Source organism: Carboxydocella sp. ULO1 (genome assembly GCF_002049255.1).
GTDB lineage: Bacteria > Bacillota.
Window position 1 is genome coordinate 42,067 of record NZ_BDLQ01000010.1, and the last position, 23,666, is coordinate 65,732.

At 42.7% G+C, this 23,666-nt stretch carries 20 protein-coding genes; all 20 read left to right on the forward strand.

Annotation, left to right across the window (positions count from 1 at the left end; all coding sequences use genetic code 11):
• Positions 1-15 precede the first annotated feature (15 nt).
• The 20 genes from ULO1_RS02640 to hfq all read left to right on the forward strand — a co-directional run bounded on the left by ULO1_RS02640 (position 16) and on the right by hfq (position 23,643).
• Entirely contained in the window at positions 16-1,032 is a 1,017-nt protein-coding gene (locus ULO1_RS02640; protein WP_078664465.1) for a sigma-54-dependent Fis family transcriptional regulator, read from the forward strand.
• A gap of 204 nt (positions 1,033-1,236) precedes the next feature.
• Positions 1,237-2,376, forward strand: a complete 1,140-nt coding sequence (locus ULO1_RS02645; protein WP_078664466.1) for an acyl-CoA dehydrogenase — start codon at positions 1,237-1,239, stop codon at positions 2,374-2,376.
• Positions 2,377-2,397: 21 nt separating this feature from the next.
• Complete coding sequence (locus ULO1_RS02650; RefSeq protein WP_079906898.1) at positions 2,398-4,062, forward strand: AMP-binding protein; 1,665 nt, start codon at positions 2,398-2,400, stop codon at positions 4,060-4,062.
• A 48-nt stretch (positions 4,063-4,110) separates the two neighbouring features.
• On the forward strand, positions 4,111-6,069 hold the full coding sequence (locus ULO1_RS02655; protein ID WP_079906900.1) for an acetoacetate--CoA ligase: 1,959 nt from the start codon (positions 4,111-4,113) through the stop codon (positions 6,067-6,069).
• Positions 6,070-6,088: 19 nt separating this feature from the next.
• Positions 6,089-7,423, forward strand: a complete 1,335-nt coding sequence (locus ULO1_RS02660; RefSeq protein ID WP_079932932.1) for an acetyl/propionyl/methylcrotonyl-CoA carboxylase subunit alpha — start codon at positions 6,089-6,091, stop codon at positions 7,421-7,423.
• A 15-nt stretch (positions 7,424-7,438) separates the two neighbouring features.
• Positions 7,439-7,651, forward strand: a complete 213-nt coding sequence (locus tag ULO1_RS02665) for a biotin/lipoyl-containing protein (protein ID WP_079932933.1) — start codon at positions 7,439-7,441, stop codon at positions 7,649-7,651.
• Positions 7,652-7,682: 31 nt separating this feature from the next.
• Positions 7,683-8,597 (forward strand): hydroxymethylglutaryl-CoA lyase, encoded by a 915-nt coding sequence (locus ULO1_RS02670; protein ID WP_200805651.1) that lies wholly within the window; start codon positions 7,683-7,685, stop codon positions 8,595-8,597.
• Between the two features lies 1 nt (position 8,598).
• Positions 8,599-9,378 (forward strand): enoyl-CoA hydratase-related protein, encoded by a 780-nt coding sequence (locus tag ULO1_RS02675; RefSeq protein WP_078664472.1) that lies wholly within the window; start codon positions 8,599-8,601, stop codon positions 9,376-9,378.
• 12 nt (positions 9,379-9,390) lie between these two features.
• Complete coding sequence (locus ULO1_RS02680; RefSeq protein WP_078664473.1) at positions 9,391-10,917, forward strand: acyl-CoA carboxylase subunit beta; 1,527 nt, start codon at positions 9,391-9,393, stop codon at positions 10,915-10,917.
• Between the two features lie 249 nt (positions 10,918-11,166).
• Positions 11,167-11,487: a hypothetical protein gene (locus ULO1_RS02685; RefSeq protein ID WP_079906905.1), complete on the forward strand. Its 321-nt coding sequence runs from the start codon at positions 11,167-11,169 to the stop codon at positions 11,485-11,487.
• The gene (locus ULO1_RS02690) at positions 11,487-13,061 is read left to right on the forward strand and encodes a cation acetate symporter (protein WP_079906906.1); all 1,575 of its coding nucleotides are present in this window, start codon (positions 11,487-11,489) and stop codon (positions 13,059-13,061) included. The genes ULO1_RS02685 and ULO1_RS02690 overlap by 1 nt, the downstream gene beginning before the upstream one ends.
• Before the next feature lie 91 nt (positions 13,062-13,152).
• On the forward strand, positions 13,153-14,880 hold the full coding sequence (ptsP, locus tag ULO1_RS02695; RefSeq protein WP_078664476.1) for a phosphoenolpyruvate--protein phosphotransferase: 1,728 nt from the start codon (positions 13,153-13,155) through the stop codon (positions 14,878-14,880).
• Positions 14,881-14,943: 63 nt separating this feature from the next.
• On the forward strand, positions 14,944-16,275 hold the full coding sequence (gene miaB, locus ULO1_RS02700) for a tRNA (N6-isopentenyl adenosine(37)-C2)-methylthiotransferase MiaB (RefSeq protein WP_079932934.1): 1,332 nt from the start codon (positions 14,944-14,946) through the stop codon (positions 16,273-16,275).
• Positions 16,276-16,301: 26 nt separating this feature from the next.
• Positions 16,302-16,682 (forward strand): YlbF family regulator, encoded by a 381-nt coding sequence (locus ULO1_RS02705; protein WP_078664478.1) that lies wholly within the window; start codon positions 16,302-16,304, stop codon positions 16,680-16,682.
• A 155-nt stretch (positions 16,683-16,837) separates the two neighbouring features.
• The gene (locus ULO1_RS02710) at positions 16,838-17,176 is read left to right on the forward strand and encodes a hypothetical protein (RefSeq protein WP_079906910.1); all 339 of its coding nucleotides are present in this window, start codon (positions 16,838-16,840) and stop codon (positions 17,174-17,176) included.
• Between the two features lie 64 nt (positions 17,177-17,240).
• Entirely contained in the window at positions 17,241-19,847 is a 2,607-nt protein-coding gene (gene mutS / locus ULO1_RS02715) for a DNA mismatch repair protein MutS (protein ID WP_079932935.1), read from the forward strand.
• Positions 19,848-19,860: 13 nt separating this feature from the next.
• Complete coding sequence (gene mutL, locus ULO1_RS02720) at positions 19,861-21,600, forward strand: DNA mismatch repair endonuclease MutL (RefSeq protein ID WP_079906913.1); 1,740 nt, start codon at positions 19,861-19,863, stop codon at positions 21,598-21,600.
• Between the two features lie 10 nt (positions 21,601-21,610).
• A complete protein-coding gene (locus ULO1_RS02725) occupies positions 21,611-22,378 on the forward strand; it encodes a class I SAM-dependent methyltransferase (RefSeq protein ID WP_079906915.1) in 768 nt (255 codons plus the stop codon).
• Positions 22,379-22,380: 2 nt separating this feature from the next.
• On the forward strand, positions 22,381-23,322 hold the full coding sequence (miaA, locus tag ULO1_RS02730) for a tRNA (adenosine(37)-N6)-dimethylallyltransferase MiaA (RefSeq protein WP_079906917.1): 942 nt from the start codon (positions 22,381-22,383) through the stop codon (positions 23,320-23,322).
• A 60-nt stretch (positions 23,323-23,382) separates the two neighbouring features.
• A complete protein-coding gene (hfq, locus tag ULO1_RS02735; RefSeq protein WP_078664484.1) occupies positions 23,383-23,643 on the forward strand; it encodes an RNA chaperone Hfq in 261 nt (86 codons plus the stop codon).
• Positions 23,644-23,666: the final 23 nt, after the last annotated feature.

Below are 23,666 nucleotides of genomic sequence, written 5' to 3' on the forward strand. Positions count from 1 at the left end.
GGCAGGGATCTGTTAATGTATTGTTTTTTAGATCCCTCCCGGGAAAATCATAGCCAGAACCTGGGGCATTTTTCTTTATCCGACCTGGTAGGCATCAGTCCTCAAATGGTCGATATAAAAGAAACTATTATCAAAATTGCCCCACGGAAAGCTAATGTATTAATCCTTGGAGAATCCGGCACAGGAAAAGAGCTGGTAGCCCAGGCTATTCATTATCTAAGCAATCGGCGATTTGGGCCATTAATTAAAGTAAACTGTGCTGCCATTCCAGAAAGCCTCTTTGAGGCAGAACTTTTTGGCTATGAAGAAGGAGCCTTTACTGGTGCTAAAAAGAATGGCTATCCAGGCAAGTTCCTATTATCCCATCAGGGAACATTTTTTTTAGACGAAATCGGTGAGCTGCCTTTGCCCTTGCAGGCCAAATTACTACGAGTATTGCAGGAAAAAACCATTGAACCTTTAGGAAGTACTAAATCAATCTCCATAGATACCCGAATTATTGCTGCTACTAATGCTAACCTTTCCGATCTGGTCAAATATGGCAAATTTCGTGCTGATCTATATTACCGTTTAAATGTTGTTGCTATTCATCTTCCTGCTTTACGAGAACGTAAAGAGGATTTACCTCTCTTAATAAATTATTTTATTAAAAAATTTAACCGAGAATATGGCATGCAAATAAAGGGTATTACCAAAGAAGTCTTAGATATTTTTATGCATTATACCTGGCCAGGTAATATTAGAGAGCTAGCCAACGTAATTGAAACAGCCTTTAATTTTGCCGATGGAGAGCTAATTACTGTAAATGACCTACCTCAGTCCCTCCAGTGGCCTTCCTCTCAAAATCCTGGCAGCCTTCGTACTCTGTTCGGTACCGCATCACTCAATGATATCCTGGATAATATTGAAAAAAACTATATAGTGTACGCTTTACAGATTTGTCAGGGAAATAAAGTAAAAACTGCGGAACTACTGGGTATTTCCCGACCCTGTCTCTATAAAAAACTGATTAAATACGGTTTGGAAAAGTAACCCGCTTTTACACAGTGGGTTATTTCTTTAAATAGCAGATGTAAAGAAAAGTAACAGTAGAGAAGATTAAGTCCAAAGCCTGATTACCATTCGAGGAGAAAATCATGCCATTAACCACCTTTACCTAACCTTTAGCTACAAATCCCTGTTTCCGGTATGTTATTTGCATCAGAATATAATGAACAACTGCCGGGAGGGATTGGGATGAATTTTGATTTGTCTTCTGAACAGGCCTTGTTACAAAAAACTGTCCGCGAATTTGCCCAGGAAGTTATTAAACCCCAAGCTAAGAACATTGATGAAAATGGAAAAATTCCTGAAGCCATTTTAAAACAACTGGCTGAGCTGGAACTAATGGGCTTGCCATTTCCTGAAAAATATGGTGGTGCTGGCGGAGACTATATTATGTATGCTATTGCAGTCGAGGAGATCTCTCGCGCTTGTGCCAGCACTGGAATAACTTATGCTGCTCATATTTCCCTGGGTTCAGCCCCTTTTTATCTTTTTGGTACAGAAGAGCAAAAAGTAAAGTTTTTAACTCCTCTGGCCCAGGGCCACTATCTGGGAGCGTTTGGATTAACTGAGCCCAATGCTGGTTCCGATGCTGGCGGTACAGAAACCAATGCCTTGAAAAAAGATGGACGCTGGGTTATTAATGGCAGTAAAATTTTTATCACTAATGCTGGTTATGCCGGGACTGTTGTTATTACTGCAGTTACCGATCGCAGTAAAGGTAAAAAAGGCATTTCTTCCTTTATCATCCCCAGAGGAACAAAAGGTTTTTCCATTGGGAAGGAATTTGACAAACTCGGGTTACGGGGGTCCAACACTGTCCCTCTTTATTTCGATAATGTAGAGGTTCCGGAAGACTATCTGCTAGGTAAAGAAGGCGAAGGTTTTAAACAGTTTCTGCAAGTACTAGATGGGGGACGGATCAGCATTGCTGCTATGGCTGTTGGAATCGCCCAGGCCTGTCTCGATGCCTCTCTGGAATATGCTAAAACTCGAAAACAATTCGGGCAAACCATAAGTAAATTCCAGGCAATTCAGTTTAAGCTTGCTGATATGGCGGCCCAGATCGAACTGGCACGTACCATGGTTTATCGAGCTGCCTGGCTTAAGGACCAGGGTAAACCTTTTTCCTATGAAGCCGCTATCGCCAAACTTTTTGCTTCTGAAATGGCTACACAGGCAGCCTCTCAAGCCATCCAGATTCATGGTGGTTATGGCTATATGAAAGAATACCCGGTTGAGAGATATTATCGAGATGTAAAACTTTTGGAAATCGGGGAGGGAACTTCAGAAATCCAGAGGTTAGTAATAGCCCGTCATCTGGGCTGTTAAAAACAAGGGGGGTTTTATTGAATGAGCGAACTGCTAAATGTAACCATTGGCGATTTGTTTGACCAGACGGTGGAAAAATTCCCGAACAAAGATGCACTCGTATATGTAGACCGTGACTTGCGCTTAAGCTATCGTCAATTACAGGAAAAGGTAAACGAAGTAGCAAAAGCCCTTATGGGTCTTGGAATCCAGAAAGGTGAACACATTGCCATCTGGGCCACCAATTATCCGGAATGGATTTATACTCAGTTCGCTACCGGCAAAATGGGAGCTGTTCTGGTAACAGTTAATACCAACTATCGTGCTTTTGAATTGGAGTATCTCCTCAAGCAATCTGATGTTACTACTTTAATCATGATTGAAAATTACCGGAACAATAATTACATTGAAATGATAAACACTGTACTTCCCGAACTGGCAAACAGTCAACCAGGTCAAATCAACTCATCCAACTTGCCTTTATTAAAAAACATTATTGTAATCTCTGACCGCAAATACCCTGGAACCTATTCCTGGTCAGAATTTCTCCAGTTCGCCAGTCGGGTTAGTGATGCCGACTTAGCTGCTCGCCAGGCTTCCCTTAAGCCCGATGAAGTCATAAATATGCAGTATACCTCAGGTACAACCGGTTTCCCCAAAGGTGTAATGCTGACCCATTATAGCATCTTAAATAATGCTAAGTTTGTAGGTGAATGCCAAAAATTCTCTTCTGAAGATAAACTCTGCTTCCCAGTACCGCTCTTCCATTGTTTTGGCTGTGTGATGAGCACCTTAACCTGCATAGTCTATGGTGCTACCATGGTTCCCATTGAATATTTTGATCCTGTTAAAGTCCTGGAAGCTGTAGAAAAGGAAAGATGCACAGCCCTTTATGGTGTGCCAACAATGTTTATAGCTGAACTGGAAGTTCTGAATCAGCGTTCCTTTGATCTCTCTTCCCTGCGTACAGGAATTATGGCCGGAGCGCCCTGTCCTATTGAAGTGATGAAACAGGTTGTGGAAAAGATGAATATGCGGGAAGTAACCATCGCTTATGGTCAAACCGAGTTCTCGCCCGTGATCACTCAAACCAGGACAGATGATCCCATTGAATTGCGGGTCACAACTGTGGGGCGTGCTATTCCTCATGTTGAAGTCAAGATCGTCAATCCCGAAACTGGTGAGACCCTGGGCCCAGGCCAGCAAGGAGAATTGTGTGCCAGAGGCTTTGGTATCATGAAAGGTTACTATAAAATGCCAGAAGCAACCCAGGCTGCTATCGATAATGAAGGGTGGCTACATACCGGGGATTTAGCAACTATGGATGAAAACGGATATTGTAAAATCACTGGCCGCCTCAAAGATATGATTATTCGCGGTGGTGAAAATATCTATCCCAGGGAAATTGAAGAATTCCTCTATACCCATCCTAAAATCCTGGATGTTCAGGTGGTCGGTGTCCCGGACATAAAATATGGTGAAGAAGTAGCTGCTTTTATTCGCTTGAAAGAAGGTGAAGTATTAACAGAGGAAGAGGTACGGGAATTCTGCACTGGCAAAATCGCCCGTCATAAGATACCCCGTTATATCAAGTTTGTTGACCTTTATCCCTGCACTGCCTCCGGAAAAGTGCAAAAATTCAAGTTAAGGGAAATGGCGATCAAGGAATATGGCCTTGAAGCAGCCGCTAATATAGAAACGGCATAAAGGCAGGGCCCTCAGGTTGGCCCTGCCTGAAAAGAGAGGGGGATAGGTATGGCGGAAAAGCTGTGGGAACCTGGCCCGGAAAGAATACAAAAAACTAACATGTATAATTTCATTAACTATGTTAATGAAAGGTACAATCAAAAGCTTGAAGATTATGACGGATTGTATCAGTGGTCTATTAACGATATAGAGCAGTTCTGGGTATCAGTTTGGAATTTCAGTAAAATAATCTTTTCCCAGCCCTATCATACTGTACTGAAAAACAGCTCGGACATGTTTAACAGCAAGTGGTTCGAAGGAGCGAGTTTAAATTTTGCCGAAAATCTGCTACGACATTATAACCTGAACAAACCGGCAATTATCAGTATAAATGAACAAGCGGAGATTAAATCTCTATCTTATCCTGAGTTATATGCAGCAGTGGCCCGTACTGCTGCATATTTGCAACAGCTCGGAGTAAAACCTGGGGACAGGGTAGCAGGATATATGGCCAACATACCGGAAACGGTTATCGCAATGCTAGCTGCTACCAGCATTGGTGCCATCTGGTCTTCTTGTTCACCTGATTTCGGCGTCAATGGGGTAATAGACCGCTTTGGGCAAATAGAGCCGAAAGTTCTTTTCACTACCAATGGCTATTTCTATAATGGCAAACTTTTTGATTGTACGGAAAAAATTATACAAATTACTGGCGCCATTACCAGCATTGAATCAGTTGTACTGGTCCAATATGTTCAGGAAATTCCGTTACCTCAGCTCAGTTTGTCAGCTATAGCTTTCTCGGATATTCAAAAACAATTTTCTGCCCAGCCCATTATTTATACCCAGTTACCTTTTGACCATCCAGTTTATATACTATATTCTTCTGGAACTACAGGAAAACCAAAATGTATTGTTCATGGTGCCGGCGGAACTCTGTTACAACACATGAAGGAACTGATTTTGCACACGGATTTAAAACAGGATGACATTATTTTTTACTATACCACCTGTGGCTGGATGATGTGGAACTGGCTAGTTTCCTCACTGGCTACGGGAGCAACCATAGTTTTATTTGACGGTTCTCCCTTTCACCCTCATCCGGGTATTTTATGGGAACTGGCTGAAAAGACTGGTATTACCATTTTTGGTACCAGCGCAAAATATATCTCTTCATTAGAGAAAACCGGAATAGAACCTGGTAAAGAATATGATTTATCCAGAATCAAAACGATTTTATCCACAGGCTCCCCATTAACTAAAGAAAATTTTTATTATGTATACCAAAAGATTAAATCCGACGTTCAGCTCAGCTCTATTTCCGGTGGAACAGATATTATATCCTGCTTTGCTCTAGGCAATCCCCTGGGTCCTGTTTATGCCGGTGAATTACAATGCCGCGGTCTGGGAATGAAAGTAGAAAGTTATGATCCTGAAGGTAAGCCCCTGATTAACCAGAAAGGAGAATTGGTCTGTACCGCTCCTTTTCCGTCAATGCCGCTGGGATTCTGGAATGATCCCGAACGCCAGAAATATTATCAGGCTTATTTCAATGTTTATTCCAATGTCTGGTGCCATGGTGATTTTATCGAAATAACTGACCGGGGCGGAGTGATCATCTACGGTCGTTCTGATGCTACCCTCAATCCCGGTGGGGTAAGGATAGGTACAGCCGAGATCTACAGGCAGGTGGAAACTATCCCTGAAATCCTGGATAGCCTGGTAGTTGGACAGAACTGGCACGACGATGTGAGAGTAATACTATTTGTTAAATTAAAACCTGGTTTTACTTTAAATGAACAGCTGGTAAACCAGATCAAAACAGTTATAAGAAAAAACGCTACTCCCCGCCATGTGCCAGCTAAGATCATTGCTGTACCTGATATTCCATATACCATCAATGGCAAAAAAGTTGAGCTGGCTGTGCGCAATGTCATTCATAATGAACCAGTTACCAATAGAGAAGCACTGGCTAACCCGGAAGCCCTGAATTATTTCAAAGATATACCTGAATTACAACAGGAGTAAAGGAGGGGAGGGAGAGAAGATGTTTAAAAAAGTTTTGATCGCCAATCGAGGGGAAATCGCCTGCCGTATCATTAAAGCCGCCAAAACATTAGACATAAAAACAGTAGTTGTTTATTCAACTGCTGATGAAAACACTTTACCCACCCGGCTGGCCGATGAAGCCATTTGTATTGGCCCACCACCCGTGGCCCAGAGTTACCTGCAAATGGATAAAATCCTCGAAGTCGCTCTGCAAACTGGTTGTGATTGTATTCATCCTGGCTATGGCTTATTATCGGAAAATGCCAAATTCGCTGAAAAGGTGAGGGAAAATAACCTGGTTTTTATTGGCCCCAGTCCTGAGATCATAGCTGCCATGGGAGATAAGGTAGCTGCGCGTAAAACGATGGCTGAGATTGGGATTCCTTTACTCCCGGGCAGTGATGAGATTGAACATCTTGAAGAAGCCAAAAAAATGGCCGAGAACATCGGTTTCCCGGTAATACTAAAAGCAGCCAGTGGCGGTGGCGGAATTGGTATGGCCATTATTAATTCCCAGGCTGAGTTAGAGCAAATGTGGTCATCGGTGCGCCAACGGGCCCAGGCTTATTTCGGCAATCCCGTTATCTATATAGAGAAATATCTGCCTAATCCCCGGCATATTGAAGTACAGATATTAGGGGATGAACATGGGCATTGCCTGGCTATCGGGGAAAGAGATTGTTCCATTCAGAGGAGACATCAAAAAGTGATTGAAGAAGCACCGGCTCCCAACTTGCCGCAAGAAGTGCGTGAGCAACTTTTCGACCTTGCAGAAAGAGCAGGTACCAGTCTGGGCTATGTAGGGGCAGGAACATTTGAATTTCTTGTAGATGAAAATTATAACCTGTACTTTCTTGAAATGAATACAAGAATACAGGTAGAACATCCTGTCACGGAAGAAGTAACCGGCTGGAATCTGGTGGCCTGGCAATTTCAACTGGCAGCAGGTGCAGCTTTGCCTGCAACACGTCCCATTAGTAAGGGATGGGCTATAGAAGCACGACTTTATGCTGAAGATGATAAAACCTGTTTGCCTGCCCCAGGAAAAATAGAAACTGTCATCTGGCCTGAAATACCTGGTATAAGAATTGAGACCTGGATAGAATCCGGTCTCAAAGTAACCCCATATTATGACCCCTTGTTAGCCAAAATTATTGCTCATGGGGAAAGCAGAGAGGAAGCACGTTTAAAGTTAATACAAACTTTAACCAATCTAGAAATTACAGGTATAAAAACCAATCGCAATTTACTGGTTGCTATTCTAACAAGTCAGTCTTTTCAATCAGGTAAATATAATACGCAATTTTTAACAGAATTTCTTAAATCATACTAGAAGGAGAGGATAAACATGAAAGAAATTACAGCTCAAATGGCTGGAATTATACTGGCACTCAGGGTGAATGTGGGAGATGTGGTTGCACCAGGCCAGGAGATCGCAGTGCTTGAATCCATGAAAATGGAAATCCCATTGACCAGCGAATATGGCGGCACTGTGGTAGAAATCTCCGCTCAGATTGGCGATTTTATTAACGAAGGAGATTGTATTTTAAAACTGGAATAAACAGATTTTACAATGAAAGGGGATGGGGCCCATGTTAGCCAATTTGCCAAAACAGGTTACAATTTGGGAGGTGGGCCTCAGAGATGGCCTGCAAAATGAAACAAGGTATATTTCTGTTGAGGAAAAACTGGAATTGATAAATGGTTTAATTCAAAGTGGGGTTAAAAACCTGGAGGTAACAGCTTTTGTAAGCCCAAAGTGGGTTCCGCAAATGAAAGATGCCAGTGAATTACTGGCAAAAATGGAGAGACCCTCAGAATGTAACATTAGTGCCCTTGTTCCCAATGAAAAAGGCCTGGAAAAAGCCCTGGCAGCTAGATTAAATGAAATCGCCGTAGTTGTATCCGCCAGTGAAGGCCATAACCTAAAAAATTTAAATAAAACAGCAGATGAAGCCATTCGGGAGGCATTGCATCTAATCTACAAAGCCAATGTGGCGGGGCTCAGAGTGAGGGCCTACCTTTCCACCGCCTTTGGTTGCCCTTATGATGGTCCAGTAAAAATAGAAAGAGTAATGGAGATCAGTGAAAAATTACTAGGGGCAGGAGCTTACCAGGTCTCCCTTGGCGATACTATCGGGATAGCCCATCCCAAACAGTTACAGGAAAGTCTTAGCCTGATTACTCGACGAATTCCTCCCGGTAAATTGGCCTTACATTTACATGATACCCGGGGCATGGCCCTGGCCAATACCATCATTGGTCTGGAATACGGAATTACCACATTTGATTCTTCTTTTGGTGGTCTCGGTGGCTGTCCTTATGCTCCTGGAGCCAGTGGTAATGTAGCAACTGAAGATCTGGTTAATATGCTGCATGCTATGGGCTGTCAAACCGGGATAGATTTGGACCGTCTGGTGTTAGTATCAACCCGGGCCCAGGCTATTCTGGGTAAGCGGCTACCCAGTAAAATTCTGCAAATCTATCGCCGTACCAGGGGGGAATAGAATGAGCTTTTTAATTCAACAGGAGATTATAGAGGGCAATGGTCTTCTCCTCACTATAAATCGCCCCGAAGTATATAATGCCCTCTGTTATCCCCTTTTAACTGAATTAAAAGAACTGGTTTTCCAATTATACCATTCAAATTTGCGGATAATGATTATCACCGGAGCTGGTACAAAAGCCTTCTGTTCCGGTGCAGACCTGAAGGAAAGAGATTCAATGAATGATGATCAGGTCTTGCAATTCATTGATACTATCCGAGACACTTTTCAGTTGATTGCCAATTTGCCCTTTCCTGTAATTGCAGCAATAAATGGAGTGGCTTTTGGAGGTGGTCTTGAACTGGCCCTTGCCTGTGACCTGCGCTTGGCTTCAGAACAGGCCATGCTGGGATTAACTGAAGTTGCTCTTGGCATCATACCAGGAGCAGGAGGTACGCAAAGGCTGGCGCGTATTATCGGTCCCGCCAGGGCCAAAGAATTAATTTTTACCGCTGCCAGATTCACAGCCAGGGAAGGGGAAAAGATTGGCTTAATCAATCATGTTTATAAACCTGAAGATTTGTTACCAAATGCCTTGGGTCTAGCCGAAAGGATTGCCCAACATGGACCATTAGCTGTTAGACAGGCAAAAACAGCAATAAACCGAGGTCTTAATATGAGTTTGGATGATGCACTATACTGGGAAACCAGCTGTTACCGCCAGCTTATCAATACCGCTGACCGTCGCGAGGGGCTGACTGCTTTTAAAGAAAAGAGGCTACCACAATTCCAAGGCAAATAGGGGGTAGGGAGCATGTTAGGATTGGATAAATTTCATGAGATAGCCAACCAGATCAAAAAGGGCGGCGCCGAAAAATATCATCAGCAGGCACAAGCCCAGGGAAAGATGTTCGTACGCCATCGTCTGGAAATGCTTTTAGATCCAGGTAGCATGCAGGAAGACGGCTTGTTTGCTAACTGCCAGCAGCCCGACCTACCTGCCGATGGGGTAGTGACGGGATATGGAAAAATTAATGGGCAACCGGTATGTTTTATGGCTAATGACTCCACCGTAAAAGCTGGATCATGGGGCTGGCGCACAGTAGAAAAGATTATCCGCATTCAGGAAATGGCTTATAAACTGCGTTTGCCAATGATTTACCTGGTTGATTCAGCCGGAGCCAGAATCACCGACCAGGTGGAAATGTTCCCCGGCAGACGCGGTGCAGGTAAAATCTTTTATAACCAGGTTAAAATGTCCGGGGTAATACCACAAATCTGTTTGCTTTTCGGACCTTCTGCTGCCGGAGGAGCTTATATACCTGCCTTTTGTGATGTAGTAATCATGGTAGAGGGTAATGCCAGTATGTATTTGGGTTCCCCCAGGATGGCTGAAATGGTTATCGGGGAAAAGGTGACCCTGGAAGAAATGGGAGGAGCCATGATGCACTGCAGTGTCAGTGGCTGTGGTGATGTACTGGTAAAAAGCGAGGCAGAGGCCATTGCCTGGGCCAAACGCTATTTGTCTTACATGCCAGCCAATAATCAATGCTCTCCTCCGAGCCTGGAAGGGAAAAAGCCTGCAGCTGGCAAGCCACTGGCAAATATTATCCCGGCCCATCAGAATATACCCTTTGATATGTACGAATTCATCAAGGGGATAGTTGATGAAGACAGTTTTCTTGAGATTAAAAGCCTTTTTGCTCAGGAAGTGATTACTGGACTTGCCCGCATTGAAGGCCATGTCTTTGGCATTATCGCCAACCAGCCTAAAGTGAAAGGTGGTGTTCTCTTCGTTGATTCAGCTGACAAAGTAGCAAAATTTGTTTGGTTGTGCGATGCCTTTAACATACCACTACTGTTTTTAATGGACGTTCCAGGCTTTATGATCGGTACCAAAGTGGAAAGAGCTGGAATAATTCGGCATGGAGCCAAACTAATTTATGCTATTTCTGAAGCGACTGTGCCCAAATTTTCCGTGGTAGTACGTAAAGCCTATGGCGCTGGGCTATATGCCATGTGCGGACCTGCTTTCGAACCTGATGCCTGTCTGGCACTGCCCTCAGCTCAAATTGCAGTCATGGGCCCGGAAGCAGCAGTAAATGCAGTATATGGCAATAAAATTGCCCAGCTAGAAGGTGAAGAAAAGCGCAAATTTATCGAGAGCAAGCGCCAGGAATATCAAGAGGATATAGATATATATCGTTTGGCATCTGAGTTAGTGGTAGACGGTATTATTGCCCCCGAAAATTTACGTTCTGAAATTGTTAACCGCTTGGATTTTGCCCGTAATAAACAAAGGCATTTCAGTGATCGCCGTCATGGTGTTATACCGGTCTAATTAACTGAAAATTTGAGCCAACGGTCAATTTTTGAGAGTTTTTGGCCGTTGGCTCTTTTTTGTTTATTATAATGAATTTTCACCTCTCAATTCTTCCATTCCAGTTATGGTTAACCTTTAGAAATGACAATTAACGATTTTTTGTTGTGAAAAACCAGGATAATTTCTAATATTTTAATAAACAACGATGGGCTGGAAAGGAGGGTAGCTGTTTAGCCCGTTAAAGATCAAAAGATGGAGGTGTTAAACGTGAGTAATAAAGTAAATGTAAACAACTTGCCTCCTTTAGACGTTGAAGTTAAGAATGTAATGAAATCAGAATTCAATTTGGCTTTTTGGCTATCAGTAATTTATTTTATCTTTCTCTTCGCCGTTCCTGTACTAAACTGGACCGCACCGGCACTAATGAAAACCAGAATCTGGGGAGGCATGTCATTAACCTGGTTTTTAACATCAATTTTTGCTATGATTCTGGCTTTCCTGATCGCAGCAGTTCATGTTTATTTCTACCAGAATAAGTTCGGTGCTGATATTGAGGAAACCCGGACAAGAAGGGAGGTATTTCATTAATGAATTGGTTAACTGATCCCAAATATTTATTTACAATTATTCTATTGGGTACCATTGTCTGGATTACTAACGCAACCCGTAAATATGCTACCACCACCGTTGACTACTGGGTCGCTGGTCGGAGTTTTGGCTGGCTGGTTAATGGTTCAGCTATTGCTGGGGATTATCTCAGTGCTGCTACTTTTTTAGGATTGGCAGGTCTGACTTTTTCACTAGGTTATGACGGACTTTTTTATACTTTTTGTTTCTCAATCGGTTTAACATTATTGGCTATGTTTATCGCAGGCCCCTTGCGTAGATTCGGCGCCTTTACCGTTCCCGATTTCCTTGGCCAGCGTTTTCATAGTAAAACAGCCCGTCTGGTTGCAGTTATAGTAGTGTTAGCCATTTCCGGTTTTTATGCTGCCCCACAACTACTGGGTGCTGCCCAGATTTTAAAACTGTTTTTCGGGACCAGTTATGCCTTCGGGATTGTCTTTACCACAACAGTAATGGTGTTCTATGTTGGGGTCGGAGGTATGAAAGGCACTACTATTAACCAGGCCCTGGAAATCTGGATCCGTTTCGGTGCTTTCCTGGTATTATTCGCTATGGCTATTTACATGGGAATGAATTACGGCAAAATCCTGGATTTTATCACTCAATTCAACGGAACATTACCGGGAACTGGTCAGTATGCTCCCGATGGTAAGGATCTGGTCTTTAATGGAGCCAAGTGGGAATATACTGGTACCATGTTCAAGGATTTAACAGGTACTATCTCCATGCTAATCGGTTTAGCTTTTGGAACCATGGGATTACCCCATATCCTTTTGCGTTTCTACACCAATCCCTCTGCCAAAGATGCTCGCTATTCCGCACTTTTCGCTATCGCAATCGCTTCTGCCTTCTTCGGTCTTGCCTTATATCTCGGCACCGTTGGCCGCTATGTTTTCCTCGATGGTGTAACTAAAGGAACCTTAAATCCAGAAACCATGAAAGCCATGATTCAAGGTGGAAACAATATGATTATCCCTGCACTTTCTGCATCCCTGGGCGGTCAATGGCTATTAGGATTTGTTATTGCCGGCGCCTTTGCTGCTATTTTCTCCAACCTTTCCGGTATCTTTATTGCCAGTTCCGGTGCCCTTGGCCATGATCTCTATACCAATTTCATTAACCCCAATGCTACTGAGAGACAGAAAGTTCTAGCCGGAAAATGGGCAGCAGTAATATGCGGTATCTTCTACGGCATCCTTGGGTTAATGGTGGAAAAAGCCTCTATCGGTCATCTGGTGGGATTGGCCTTTAATGTGGCAGCCAGTACTTTTGCTCCTATTTTCGTTCTTGGTATCTGGTGGCGTGGAATGACAGAAAAAGGTGCCATTGCTGGTCTGCTGGTAGGTTTAATCTCCTCCCTGTGGATGATTTTCCTGCCCGAAACCTTACCGACCTGGCTACAGTTCAAGATTCCTGGTCTTGTTACTGTTCCTCTGGGATTCCTCTCCGTCTGGCTGGTTAGCCTCTGGGATGGTCAGGTGCCGGCTGATGTTAACGAATTTATGAAAAAGGTACACGCAAAAGAAGTATATTAGAAGAAAAATCACGGTGGGGCTTAGAGCCCCCTTTTTTCTTCCCCGGGAGAAGAGTATAATTGAAGTAAACGTGGGTAAGGGGATGGACATTATGTGGAAAGGTATTGGCGCTTCACCAGGTATTGCTATAGGTCAGGTCCAGTGGCTAATTGCCTGGGAAGTAGGAGTAAATAAAGAGAAAATCAGCAGCCAGCAAGTAAATGAGCATTTAGAGCGTTTTGAGCACGCCCTGCTGCAGGCTGAATCGGAACTCAACCAGTTGCGGGAAAAGACAGCCCGGGAATTGGGGTACCAGGAGGCCAGAATATTTGATGCCCATTTGTTTTTATTAAAGGATCCACTCCTCATTGATGCCATAAAAGAAAACATTACCGTTAAACTATTGCCTGTTTCTGCGGCTATCATCGATGCCGTAGAAGTTTTTGCCTCTTTTTTTGCTACCAATCCCGATCCTTACTTACAGGAACGGGCTTCGGATATTCGTGATGTGGGTAAAAGGTTAGTCCGGATTGTCACCGGCCAGCCTGAAACCCGTCTGGAATTAGTTGAACCCAAAATCGTTTTTGCCCATGATTTAACCCCTTCTGATACAGCCCAGTTGAACAAAGCAAATGTACTGGCTTTTGTCACTGAAGTAGGGGGTAAAACTTCTCATTCCGCCATTATGGCCCGGGCCCTGGAGATACCTGCTGTCGTCGGCGTTGGTAACGACCTTAGAAAAATAGCTAATGGCACCACTGTAATCGTGGATGGTTTCAAAGGATTGATTATTTGTAACCCTTCAGCCCGTATTCAGGAATACTATAAAAAACGGCAACGACTATATGAACAGCAATTAAGGGAGCTGGACAGATTACGGGATTTACCGGCAGAAACTCTGGATGGACATGCTATCCATTTAGTCGCCAATATTGGTACACCCAGAGATACTGAAAGTGCCAAACGTTACGGTGCCAGTGGTATTGGTCTATTTCGTACTGAATTCCTTTATATGGACAGGGATGATATGCCTGGAGAGGAAGAGCAATTTCGGGCCTATGTGGAAGTAGTTAAAGCCTTTAATAATCAACCGGTCACCATCCGTACCCTGGATATCGGTGGGGACAAGTATTTGCCCTACTTGAAACTGCCGGCAGAAGCCAATCCATTTCTGGGCTGGCGGGCCCTTCGCTTGTGTCTGGATACCCCGGAACTGTTTTTACCCCAGCTCAGGGCCATATGGCGCGCCAGCGCTTTTGGTAAAGTCCGGGTGATGTTCCCGATGGTGAGCAGTATTGATGAGCTTAGAGCTGCCAAGCAGTTTTTAGTCCAGGCCCGCGAACAAACCATTGCCGCCGGCCACCCTATTGGTGAGATTGAAGTAGGAATCATGGTAGAGACTCCTGCTGCCGCTATCCTTACGGATATCCTGGCCCCGGAAGTGGATTTTTTCAGTATAGGTACCAATGACTTAACCCAGTACACTATTGCCGTTGACCGCACCAATGCCCAGGTATCCCATTTGTATGAAAGCTTAAACCCAGCAGTGCTGCGCTTGATTAAAACTGTCGTAGACTTGGCTCACCATCACCACAAATGGGTAGCAGTTTGCGGCGAATTAGGTGGTGATCTGTTAGCTGCCCCGATATTGCTTGGGCTTGGTGTGGATGAACTCTCCATGAACCCGGCTAGTCTATTGAAAATAAAAGGCCTATTAAGACAGCTAACCTTTACTCATTGCCAGCGCCTGGCCAACAAGGCATTAGCCTGTTCTACTGCTGATGAAATTACCAATCTGGCCAAAAAAGAACTGCGTGCCATCAAAACCATGTTTCGTTAATTTGTAATCTACACCATAATAGTCTATAATGATTTAGATAGTATTAGTGGAGGAGTGACAGTAATGGATTTGCCCCTGCGCACATATCTTATAGAAACCTATGGCTGTCAAATGAATGAACGCGACACCGAAACCATGGCTGGCATTTTGGAAAGCCTTGGATATGTGCCGGTTGAAAAAGAAGAAGACGCAAGCATTATTTTACTCAATACTTGTTCAGTACGCGAATCAGCGGAAAACAAGATCTGGGCCAAAATGGGGGAGCTAAAAAAAATTAAACAGAAAAATCCCGATGTAATCCTGGGAATTTGCGGCTGCATGCCACAACAGGAAGTTACTATCCAGAAAATTAAACAAAGTTATCCCCACATGGACCTGGTCTTCGGCACCCACAATCTCCATCAATTACCGGAATTGCTGGCCAAAGCGCAAGCAGCCCGGAAAATGGTGGTGGAAGTATTGCATAATAACCCTGGCGTAATCATCGAAAACCTGCCATCCAGACGTGCTGACAATCTTAAAGCTTTTGTTACTATCATGTATGGTTGTAATAATTTTTGCACTTACTGCATCGTACCATACACCAGGGGTCGGGAAAGAAGCCGTATGCCCGAAGATATTATACGCGAAGTGGAAGATCTGGCTGCCAAAGGCTATAAGGAAATCACCTTACTGGGTCAGAACGTCAATAGCTATGGTAAAGACCTGGAGGTTGAAATTGATTTTGCCGGTTTGCTTCAGCAATTAAACAGAGTAAATGGGATTGAGCGCATTCGTTTCACCACCTCTCATCCCAAAGATTTAAGCGATCGACTAATTGAAGCCATTGCATCTCTGGAAAAAGTATGTGAACATATCCATTTACCCGTCCAATCCGGTTCAACTGCCATATTGAAGAAAATGAACCGCCGTTATAGCAAGGAAGACTATTTGCATTTAGTCGAAAAACTGAAAAATGCTGTACCTGATATAGCAATTACTACCGATATCATAGTTGGCTTTCCCGGTGAAACAGAAGCCGATTTCGCTGAAACCATGGATTTAGTGGAAAAGGTGAGATTCAGTGCAGCCTATACTTTTATCTACAACAAGCGCTCTGGAACTCCGGCAGCAGAATATAATGATCAGGTACCTGAAGATGTAAAAAGTCAGCGTATCCAGCACTTAATTGACCGTCAGAACCAGATTACTCTGGAAGAAAATCTTAAGGATATCGGCAAAACCTTAGAAGTTCTGGTAGAAGGCCCCAGTAAAACCAATCCAGAATTCTTCTCAGGTAGAACCAGAACCAATAAAATCGTGGTATTTCGCGGAAATAGTGATCTCATTGGCAGATTGATTCCCGTTCGCATTGCCAATGCTAAAACCTGGCATCTTGAAGGGGAAATCATCTAAAATAAAGTATTTGGAGGTGGACACTAATGTCCAAAGTAATTGAAAAGGCAAGAGAGCTGGCTTTTGCTCTCAGTGAATGTCCAGAGTTAAAAGAAGTAAGAGAAGCCGAAATCGCCATGAATAAAGACCCTGAGGCTCTGGAAATAATCGCCGAATTCCAGGAAAAACAACAGGAATTTCAGGAAGCCTTTTTTGCCGGCAGAGAGCTCACACCTGAACAAGAACTGGTCAGAGCAGCCATCGAAAGCAAAATGGAAAACAATCCTTCCATTCGCAGGTATTTAGAAGCCCAGCACCAGCTGGAAAAACTCCTGCAAACCGTTAATACAGTCATAGGTCAGGCCCTCAGTGGTGACAGCGCTTGCGGCAGCGGTGGCTGTGCCTCCTGTGGCAGCACCTGTGGTTAATAACCAAATCCCCTTCAAGTTCAACACTTGAAGGGGATTATTCTGCTTTTGGAGCTTAATGACTTTCATTGCCATTGTTTGTGAAATATATTTTTAATGGAGACATCCGGCCTGTCAGGCGTTTTTCGGGGTTAGCCTGATTGGGGGGAAATTTTATGCAACAAAACAACCACTCTAATGATTTAAATGATTTGACTTTTTGTTTTACTTTTATCTTGATTGCTTTTTCAGCTTTTTTTCCTATTCTTTTGTTCTATTTTGTGGTGAACAAATTTCAAGCCATTACCATTACTAATATTTCAACTGAAACTATTTTTTTAATCTCGTATTTAATATTTGTTTTCACTTTATCTATCTTACACTTAGAGGGTATTAAACTAAACCGTAAAGTTTTTAACTGGAAAAATGCCTTATATTTTTCCAGCCTCTATTTCTACACATTTTTATTGATTAAAGCCGTTATAGTCTGTACTACAAAAATAATCATGTTATAATTTATTTAGTATACCGAGATTAAACCAGGGAGCGTGTAATGGCTTGAATAACAACTTAACCCCGATGATGAAACAATACCTGGAGATGAAAGATAAACACAAAGACTGTTTGTTGTTTTTTAGATTAGGAGATTTTTACGAACTCTTTTTTGAAGATGCTGAAATTGCTGCCAGGGAATTAGAAATTACCTTAACCGGTCGGGATGGCGGATTGGAAGAGCGGGTGCCAATGTGCGGTGTGCCCTATCATTCCGCTGATTCCTATATAGCCCGGCTGATTAACAAAGGTTACAAAGTTGCCATCTGTGAGCAAGTAGAAGATCCTAAACAGGCCAAGGGGATAGTAAGAAGAGAAGTAATTAGAATAATCACTCCGGGGACAATTATTGATACAACTGTATTAGATGAGAAAAGCAATAACTTTATCATGGCTTTACATTACGAAGATAATTTAATCGGCCTGGCTGCCAGTGATGTCTCCACCGGCCTCTTCCAGGTAACCCAGTTTAAGTGTGATCCTCACAAACAAAAATTGATAGATGAACTAGCCAGATTGAATCCAGCCGAAATTTTAATCTCAGAGTCTCTGGCTAATTTTATCGGTAACCCCCGCCCAAACTGGTTCGATAATCAGGGTAAGAGGATTGTGACCGAATATCACTCCTGGGCTTTTGCCTGGGACTTTACCAATAGGACTTTAACCAAGCACTTTCATGTCAATGATTTGAAAAGTTTGGGACTTGACCACTGGAATTCAGCCGCCAAAGCTGCTGCTGCATTGCTGGATTATCTTCTGGCAACGCAAAAAAATTGCTTGTCCCATATTAACAAACTTGAATTATATAATATTGACAAAATAATGTATTTAGATGCAATAACCCGGAGGCATCTAGAACTAACACAAAATTTAAGGGATGGTAGCAGGGAACATACCTTGCTTTCAGTTCTGGATAATACCGTTACAGCCCTTGGCGGCAGAACCTTAAAGCAGTGGATTGAAAACCCACTTCTTAATTTGCAGGAAATAAATAATCGACTTGCTGCCATTGAACAAATGGTATTTGATAGTCGCTGGAGACTTAAAATTAAACAGCTTTTAGCGAATGTCTATGATCTGGAAAGATTGGCGGGAAAGATAGTATATAAAACTGTAAACCCCAGAGACCTGGTAGCCTTAGGTTCAACCTTAAAAGTGCTGCCAGAAATAAAGAAACTTCTGGAGGAGAAAAAAGCTGGTCAGCTTCGGTACATTTTTGATAATTTGTGCTTGCATGAAAGCATTGCCGCTTTAATCGAGGCAGCTATCATGCCTGAGCCACCCATTTCCAGTAAGGATGGCAATATAATTAAACCTGGCTTTAATGCGGAACTGGACAAGTTACGGACTGCAGCTACTGAAGGCAAGACCTGGCTGGCTCGTTTGGAAGCGGAGGAAAAAGAAAAAACAGGAATAAAGAGTTTAAAGATTGGTTATAACAAGGTTTTCGGTTATTATCTTGAAGTTACCAAAGCCAACTTGCATCTGGTCCCATCCCATTTCATTCGCAAACAAACTCTTTCAACAGGAGAAAGATATGTTACAGAAAGATTGAAAGAGTTAGAGGAAATTATACTGGGAGCGGAAGAGAAGGGGATTGAACTGGAATACCAGATCTTCTGCCAAATCCGCGAGACCATTGCTCAGGAAATCCCCCAGCTGCAAAAAACAGCAAAGCTCCTGGGGGAACTGGATGCTCTACTCAGTTTGGCAGTAGCAGCAGTACAAAATAATTATGTGAAGCCAGTACTCAATTTAAGTAATATAATCGACATCAAGAAAGGCCGACATCCTGTAGTAGAAAAAAGTCTCAACGGCCAATGGTTTATCCCTAATGATACTTATTTAGACAATCAGCAAAATCGCTTGTTAATCATTACCGGGCCCAATATGGGCGGCAAATCCACCTATATGCGCCAGGTAGCACTGATTGTACTCATGGCCCAGATAGGCTCCTTTGTCCCGGCAGAACAGGCTGAAATCGGACTGGTAGATCGGATTTTTACCAGAGTAGGGGCATCTGACGATTTGGCCCGGGGTCAGTCTACATTTATGGTAGAAATGCAAGAAGTGGCTAATATCCTGCATAATGCCACTGCAAAAAGCCTTATTATCATGGACGAAATTGGTCGGGGCACCAGCACTTTTGATGGTTTGTCCATTGCCTGGGCTGTTGCCGAGTACTTGAATGATCCTCAAAAAATTGGCGCCAAAACCCTTTTTGCAACCCACTATCATGAGCTGACCAAACTGGCTGAAAGGCATCCGGAAATAAAGAATTATTGTGTTGCCGTTAAGGAAGAGGGGGAAGACATAGTATTTTTGCGCCAGATTGTCCCAGGCAGCAGTGACCGCAGTTATGGTATTCATGTAGCCAAACTGGCTGGTCTACCGGCCGAAACAATCCTGCGTGCCAAAGAGATTCTGGAGCAGCTGGAAAATGAGCGGAAAGATATTAGCATCAGGCAGGAAATACCCTATTCAACCCCCGTACAGCAGCTGACCTTATTTAATGATTCCAATCCTATTCTGGATGAATTGTTAAATTTAAATCTTATTACTACAACCCCCCTGGATGCATTGAATATCCTGTTTAACTTGCAGAAAAAGGCCCAGGAATATCTCAAACGATGAGGAGGAGGTCTGATTGTCTAACAGGATAAAAATCTTAGACCCGATAACCGCCAACCAAATCGCCGCCGGAGAGGTGGTAGAAAGACCTGCCTCAGTAATCAAAGAACTGGTAGAGAACTCCATTGATGCCAGGGCCAGCAAAATAGAAATTGAAGTAGGCGAATCGGTATTATCCTATCTTCGTGTCTTTGATAATGGAATGGGGATTAGCAAAGAAGACCTTCCTCTGGCTTTTCAAAGACATGCTACAAGTAAAATAACGTCCATCAATGATCTAACTCAGCTTTTAACCCTGGGTTTTCGGGGTGAAGCCTTGCCCAGTATTGCTTCCGTATCAGAACTGGAAATCTCCAGCCGGACTGCTGATTCCATCAATGGCTGGAAATTCAGATTTTCCGGGGGCCATCTAGTATCTGAAGAGGCGGTAGGCATGCCTGTTGGCACTGATATCATTGTACGCAACCTGTTTTTTAACACCCCCGCACGCAAAAAACATGTCAAATCAGAGTCAACCGAACTGGGTCATATTAAAGATATTCTCTTAAGATTCGCCCTGGCCTATCCGGAAATCGCTTTTAAATTTACTGCTGCCAGTAGCCGTCAGTGGCAAACCGATGGAAAGGGAGATTATTTTTATCCCCTGGTTTTGAATTTTGGTGAGGAAATCGCCAGCAAAATGCTTGAAGTCAAAGGCGAAAGTGCTGATGCCAGTATAAAAATCCATGGTTTTCTGGCTCCGCCAGCTTTTAGCCGGACAACCCGGCTGCAACAAATTATTTTTGTAAATCGCCGCCTGGTTCGCTCTCGCTTAATTTCCAGTATTGTGGAAAAAACTTTAAATACCCTGTTAGCCATAAACCGCTATCCAATATTTTGCCTGTTCATTGAAATTAAGCCTGAAATAATTGATGTAAATGTTCATCCAACTAAAATGGAAATCCGTTTTAGTGAAGAAGATCTAATAACTAAAGTAATCGAAAGTGCTGTCAAAGAGCAGTTTTTCCCACAGCAATCAGCCAAAACTATCATAAATAGTATGACTTTGGCAGATAAGAAAATCAGCAAGGAGCTTCCACAAGCACGTCCCTTGTTTGTAGAGCTATTTAGTCAACCTGCCAAACCAGATATTACACCACAAATTCAGGAAATAAAAGAATCCGCTCCTGATTATCCGCTTTCGCTCCCAGGCTGGCGGGTAATCGGGCAGATTTTTGACTCCTTTATTCTGTTGGAGGATAATCAGTGTTTCTCCCTGGTTGATCAGCATGCTGCCCATGAGCGAATACTCTATGAAAAATTGCTTAATGAAAAGGATTTCCGCACAGCAGTGCAACCCCTGTTATATCCTGAAACCATTACTTTGAACCCATTGCTTTTTCAAACCCTAATCGATAAAATCTTTCTCTTTCAGGACTTTGGTTATTTAGTTGAACATTTTGGGCAAAATACTATATTATTGAGAGCAGTTCCCCTGGGATTGGATAATGCTACTGCTACTGAACTATTCCATGATTTACTTGAACTGATGGTTGACAAACAGTATGAAAACATTCAGCGTTTACAGGAAAAATGGTTAATCTTAAGGGCCTGCAAAACAGCAATCAAAGCAAACCAGAAACTATCTCTACCAGAAATGGAAGCTCTAATAGAACAATTACATCAATGCACTTTACCAGTAACCTGCCCCCACGGGCGACCAACAAAAATTGAATGGCAATTAAAGGAGCTAGAACAGCTTTTTAAACGCACATGAGGTGAATAAATTGCAGTTTGTTGTTACCACTTCAAATAAAGCCTCGGAAGAGAGTATAAAAAAAGCCATATCCTTGGCACAGCGCTTACAGTTACCCTTTGTTCATCGTTCTAAAGTAAGGAATAATCCGGAGCAAGTATTAATTATTGTTAGTTTGGAAGATATCTTCATTAGGTATCAGAACAAAAATTTATCCTGGCATCCCAATATGGCAAAACTGAGAATATTAAATTTGATGAGAAACGGTCAGGACCCCCTGATCACGGCAGTAGACCCTCAACCAGGGGATCACATCCTGGATTGTACCATGGGCCTGGGAGCAGATAGTTTGGTTCTGGCCTATAGTGTAGGACCAACAGGAAAAATCACTGCCCTGGAATCGGAAAAGCTTGTTGCTGTTTTGGCCGAAAATGGTTTTGCGAAATTGAATGACACTATTTTAAAACCATTAACACAGCGAATTGAGATTATCAACAGTTCCTTTCACCATTTTTTAAATAGAACTCCCGGACAATCTTTTGATGTCATTTATTTTGATCCCATGTTTCAAATAACCAAAAGCAAGTCAACGGGTATTAATATACTACGATTAATTGGTAACCCGACTCCCCTTATGGCCGCCGATGTCCAGTTAGCGTTAAGCAAGTGCCGTCGGCAGGTTGTAGTTAAAGAGAACCTGAATAGTGACTTCTTTAAGAACTTCAGGCCAGACCAATTAATTAAAACCAGTTCTAATCTTGGCTTCGGTATCTATTATTCTAGTAAGCAAGAGGGATAGTGATGGATTATCAACCAGTTTTAATTATTGTAGGACCCACCGCCGTAGGTAAATCAGCAGTAGGCATTGAATTAGCCAAACTCATTGACGGGGAAATAATATCCGGAGATTCTATGCAAGTGTATAAAGACATGGATATAGGAACAGCTAAAGTACCTGTTGAACAGCGCCAGGGAATTCCCCATCATCTTCTGGATATTATCAGTCCGGAAGAGGAATTTAGTGTAGCCTTGTTTGAAACCCTGGCAGAAGCAAAGATTAAAGATATCTATGCCAGAAATAAAAAACCTATCATTGTTGGCGGTACAGGTTTATACATAAAAGCTTTAACTCATACCTATGATTTTACACCTTTCGCTGTGGACTGGCAGTGGCGCAAGAGCAAAGAAAAAGAAGCTACCCTGCGAGGGACCGAAGCACTTTGGCAGGAACTGGCGGCTATCGACCCAGTAACAGCTAACAAATTACATCCCAATGATCTCAAAAGAATAATCAGAGCTTTAGAGGTATATCATTTTACAGGAAAGCCTATCAGTTACTATCAGGAAAAATCCCGGCAAAAGGGCTTAAAAAGAAAGTATTTGATGTATGCATTAACTGCCAGCAGGGAAAAATTATATGAGCGGATAAATTTAAGAGTGGAACAAATGCTGGCAAGTGGCTGGATTGAAGAAGCCCAACATTTACTGGACAAATACAATTTAAGCAATACAGCCAGCCAGGCAATAGGCTACAAACAGATTTTCTCATATTTACGCGGAGAAATTACTTATCTGCAAATGGTGGAGGATATCAAGACAGCTACCCGCCGTTATGCCAAAAGGCAATTAACCTGGTTACGCCAGGAAGAAAATATCAACTGGCTGGATGTAACTGATCAATCAATCCATGATATCAGTAAAAAAATTGCTCAAGAGGCAGCAGGACTATGGGCAAAAATGTAGAAATATCTTTCCAGCAAAGCGTTTGCCCTTATTTATAAATTTAGATGGAGGTATAGAGAGATGACAACAACTAAATCCACTATTAATTTACAGGATGCTTTTTTAAATCAGGTCCGGAAGGAAAATATCCCGGTAACTGTTTATCTTGTTAATGGTTTTCAACTTAAGGGACTGGTAAGAGGCTTTGATAATTTTACTGTTATCTTAGAACAAGAAGGTAAACAACAAATGGTTTATAAACACGCAATTTCAACAGTAGCTCCCATTAAGCCTGTTCATTTTTCTTTTTCTGATAACCGCAATGTTAACCAAAACCAGTAAGTTAGCAAGGGGCTGGCCTGAAG

Coding starts and splice junctions, on each gene's coding strand:
- ULO1_RS02660 (WP_079932932.1), top strand. CDS start 6,089: ATGTTTAAAAAAGTTTTGATCGCCAATCGAGGGGAAATCGCCTGCCGT.
- miaA (WP_079906917.1), top strand. CDS start 22,381: ATGGATTATCAACCAGTTTTAATTATTGTAGGACCCACCGCCGTAGGT.
- ULO1_RS02665 (WP_079932933.1), top strand. CDS start 7,439: ATGAAAGAAATTACAGCTCAAATGGCTGGAATTATACTGGCACTCAGG.
- ULO1_RS02690 (WP_079906906.1), top strand. CDS start 11,487: ATGAATTGGTTAACTGATCCCAAATATTTATTTACAATTATTCTATTG.
- ULO1_RS02670 (WP_200805651.1), top strand. CDS start 7,683: ATGTTAGCCAATTTGCCAAAACAGGTTACAATTTGGGAGGTGGGCCTC.
- ULO1_RS02655 (WP_079906900.1), top strand. CDS start 4,111: ATGGCGGAAAAGCTGTGGGAACCTGGCCCGGAAAGAATACAAAAAACT.
- ULO1_RS02710 (WP_079906910.1), top strand. CDS start 16,838: ATGCAACAAAACAACCACTCTAATGATTTAAATGATTTGACTTTTTGT.
- ULO1_RS02650 (WP_079906898.1), top strand. CDS start 2,398: ATGAGCGAACTGCTAAATGTAACCATTGGCGATTTGTTTGACCAGACG.
- ULO1_RS02675 (WP_078664472.1), top strand. CDS start 8,599: ATGAGCTTTTTAATTCAACAGGAGATTATAGAGGGCAATGGTCTTCTC.
- ptsP (WP_078664476.1), top strand. CDS start 13,153: ATGTGGAAAGGTATTGGCGCTTCACCAGGTATTGCTATAGGTCAGGTC.
- ULO1_RS02640 (WP_078664465.1), top strand. CDS start 16: ATGTATTGTTTTTTAGATCCCTCCCGGGAAAATCATAGCCAGAACCTG.
- miaB (WP_079932934.1), top strand. CDS start 14,944: ATGGATTTGCCCCTGCGCACATATCTTATAGAAACCTATGGCTGTCAA.
- hfq (WP_078664484.1), top strand. CDS start 23,383: ATGACAACAACTAAATCCACTATTAATTTACAGGATGCTTTTTTAAAT.
- ULO1_RS02645 (WP_078664466.1), top strand. CDS start 1,237: ATGAATTTTGATTTGTCTTCTGAACAGGCCTTGTTACAAAAAACTGTC.
- mutS (WP_079932935.1), top strand. CDS start 17,241: ATGATGAAACAATACCTGGAGATGAAAGATAAACACAAAGACTGTTTG.
- ULO1_RS02680 (WP_078664473.1), top strand. CDS start 9,391: ATGTTAGGATTGGATAAATTTCATGAGATAGCCAACCAGATCAAAAAG.
- ULO1_RS02705 (WP_078664478.1), top strand. CDS start 16,302: ATGTCCAAAGTAATTGAAAAGGCAAGAGAGCTGGCTTTTGCTCTCAGT.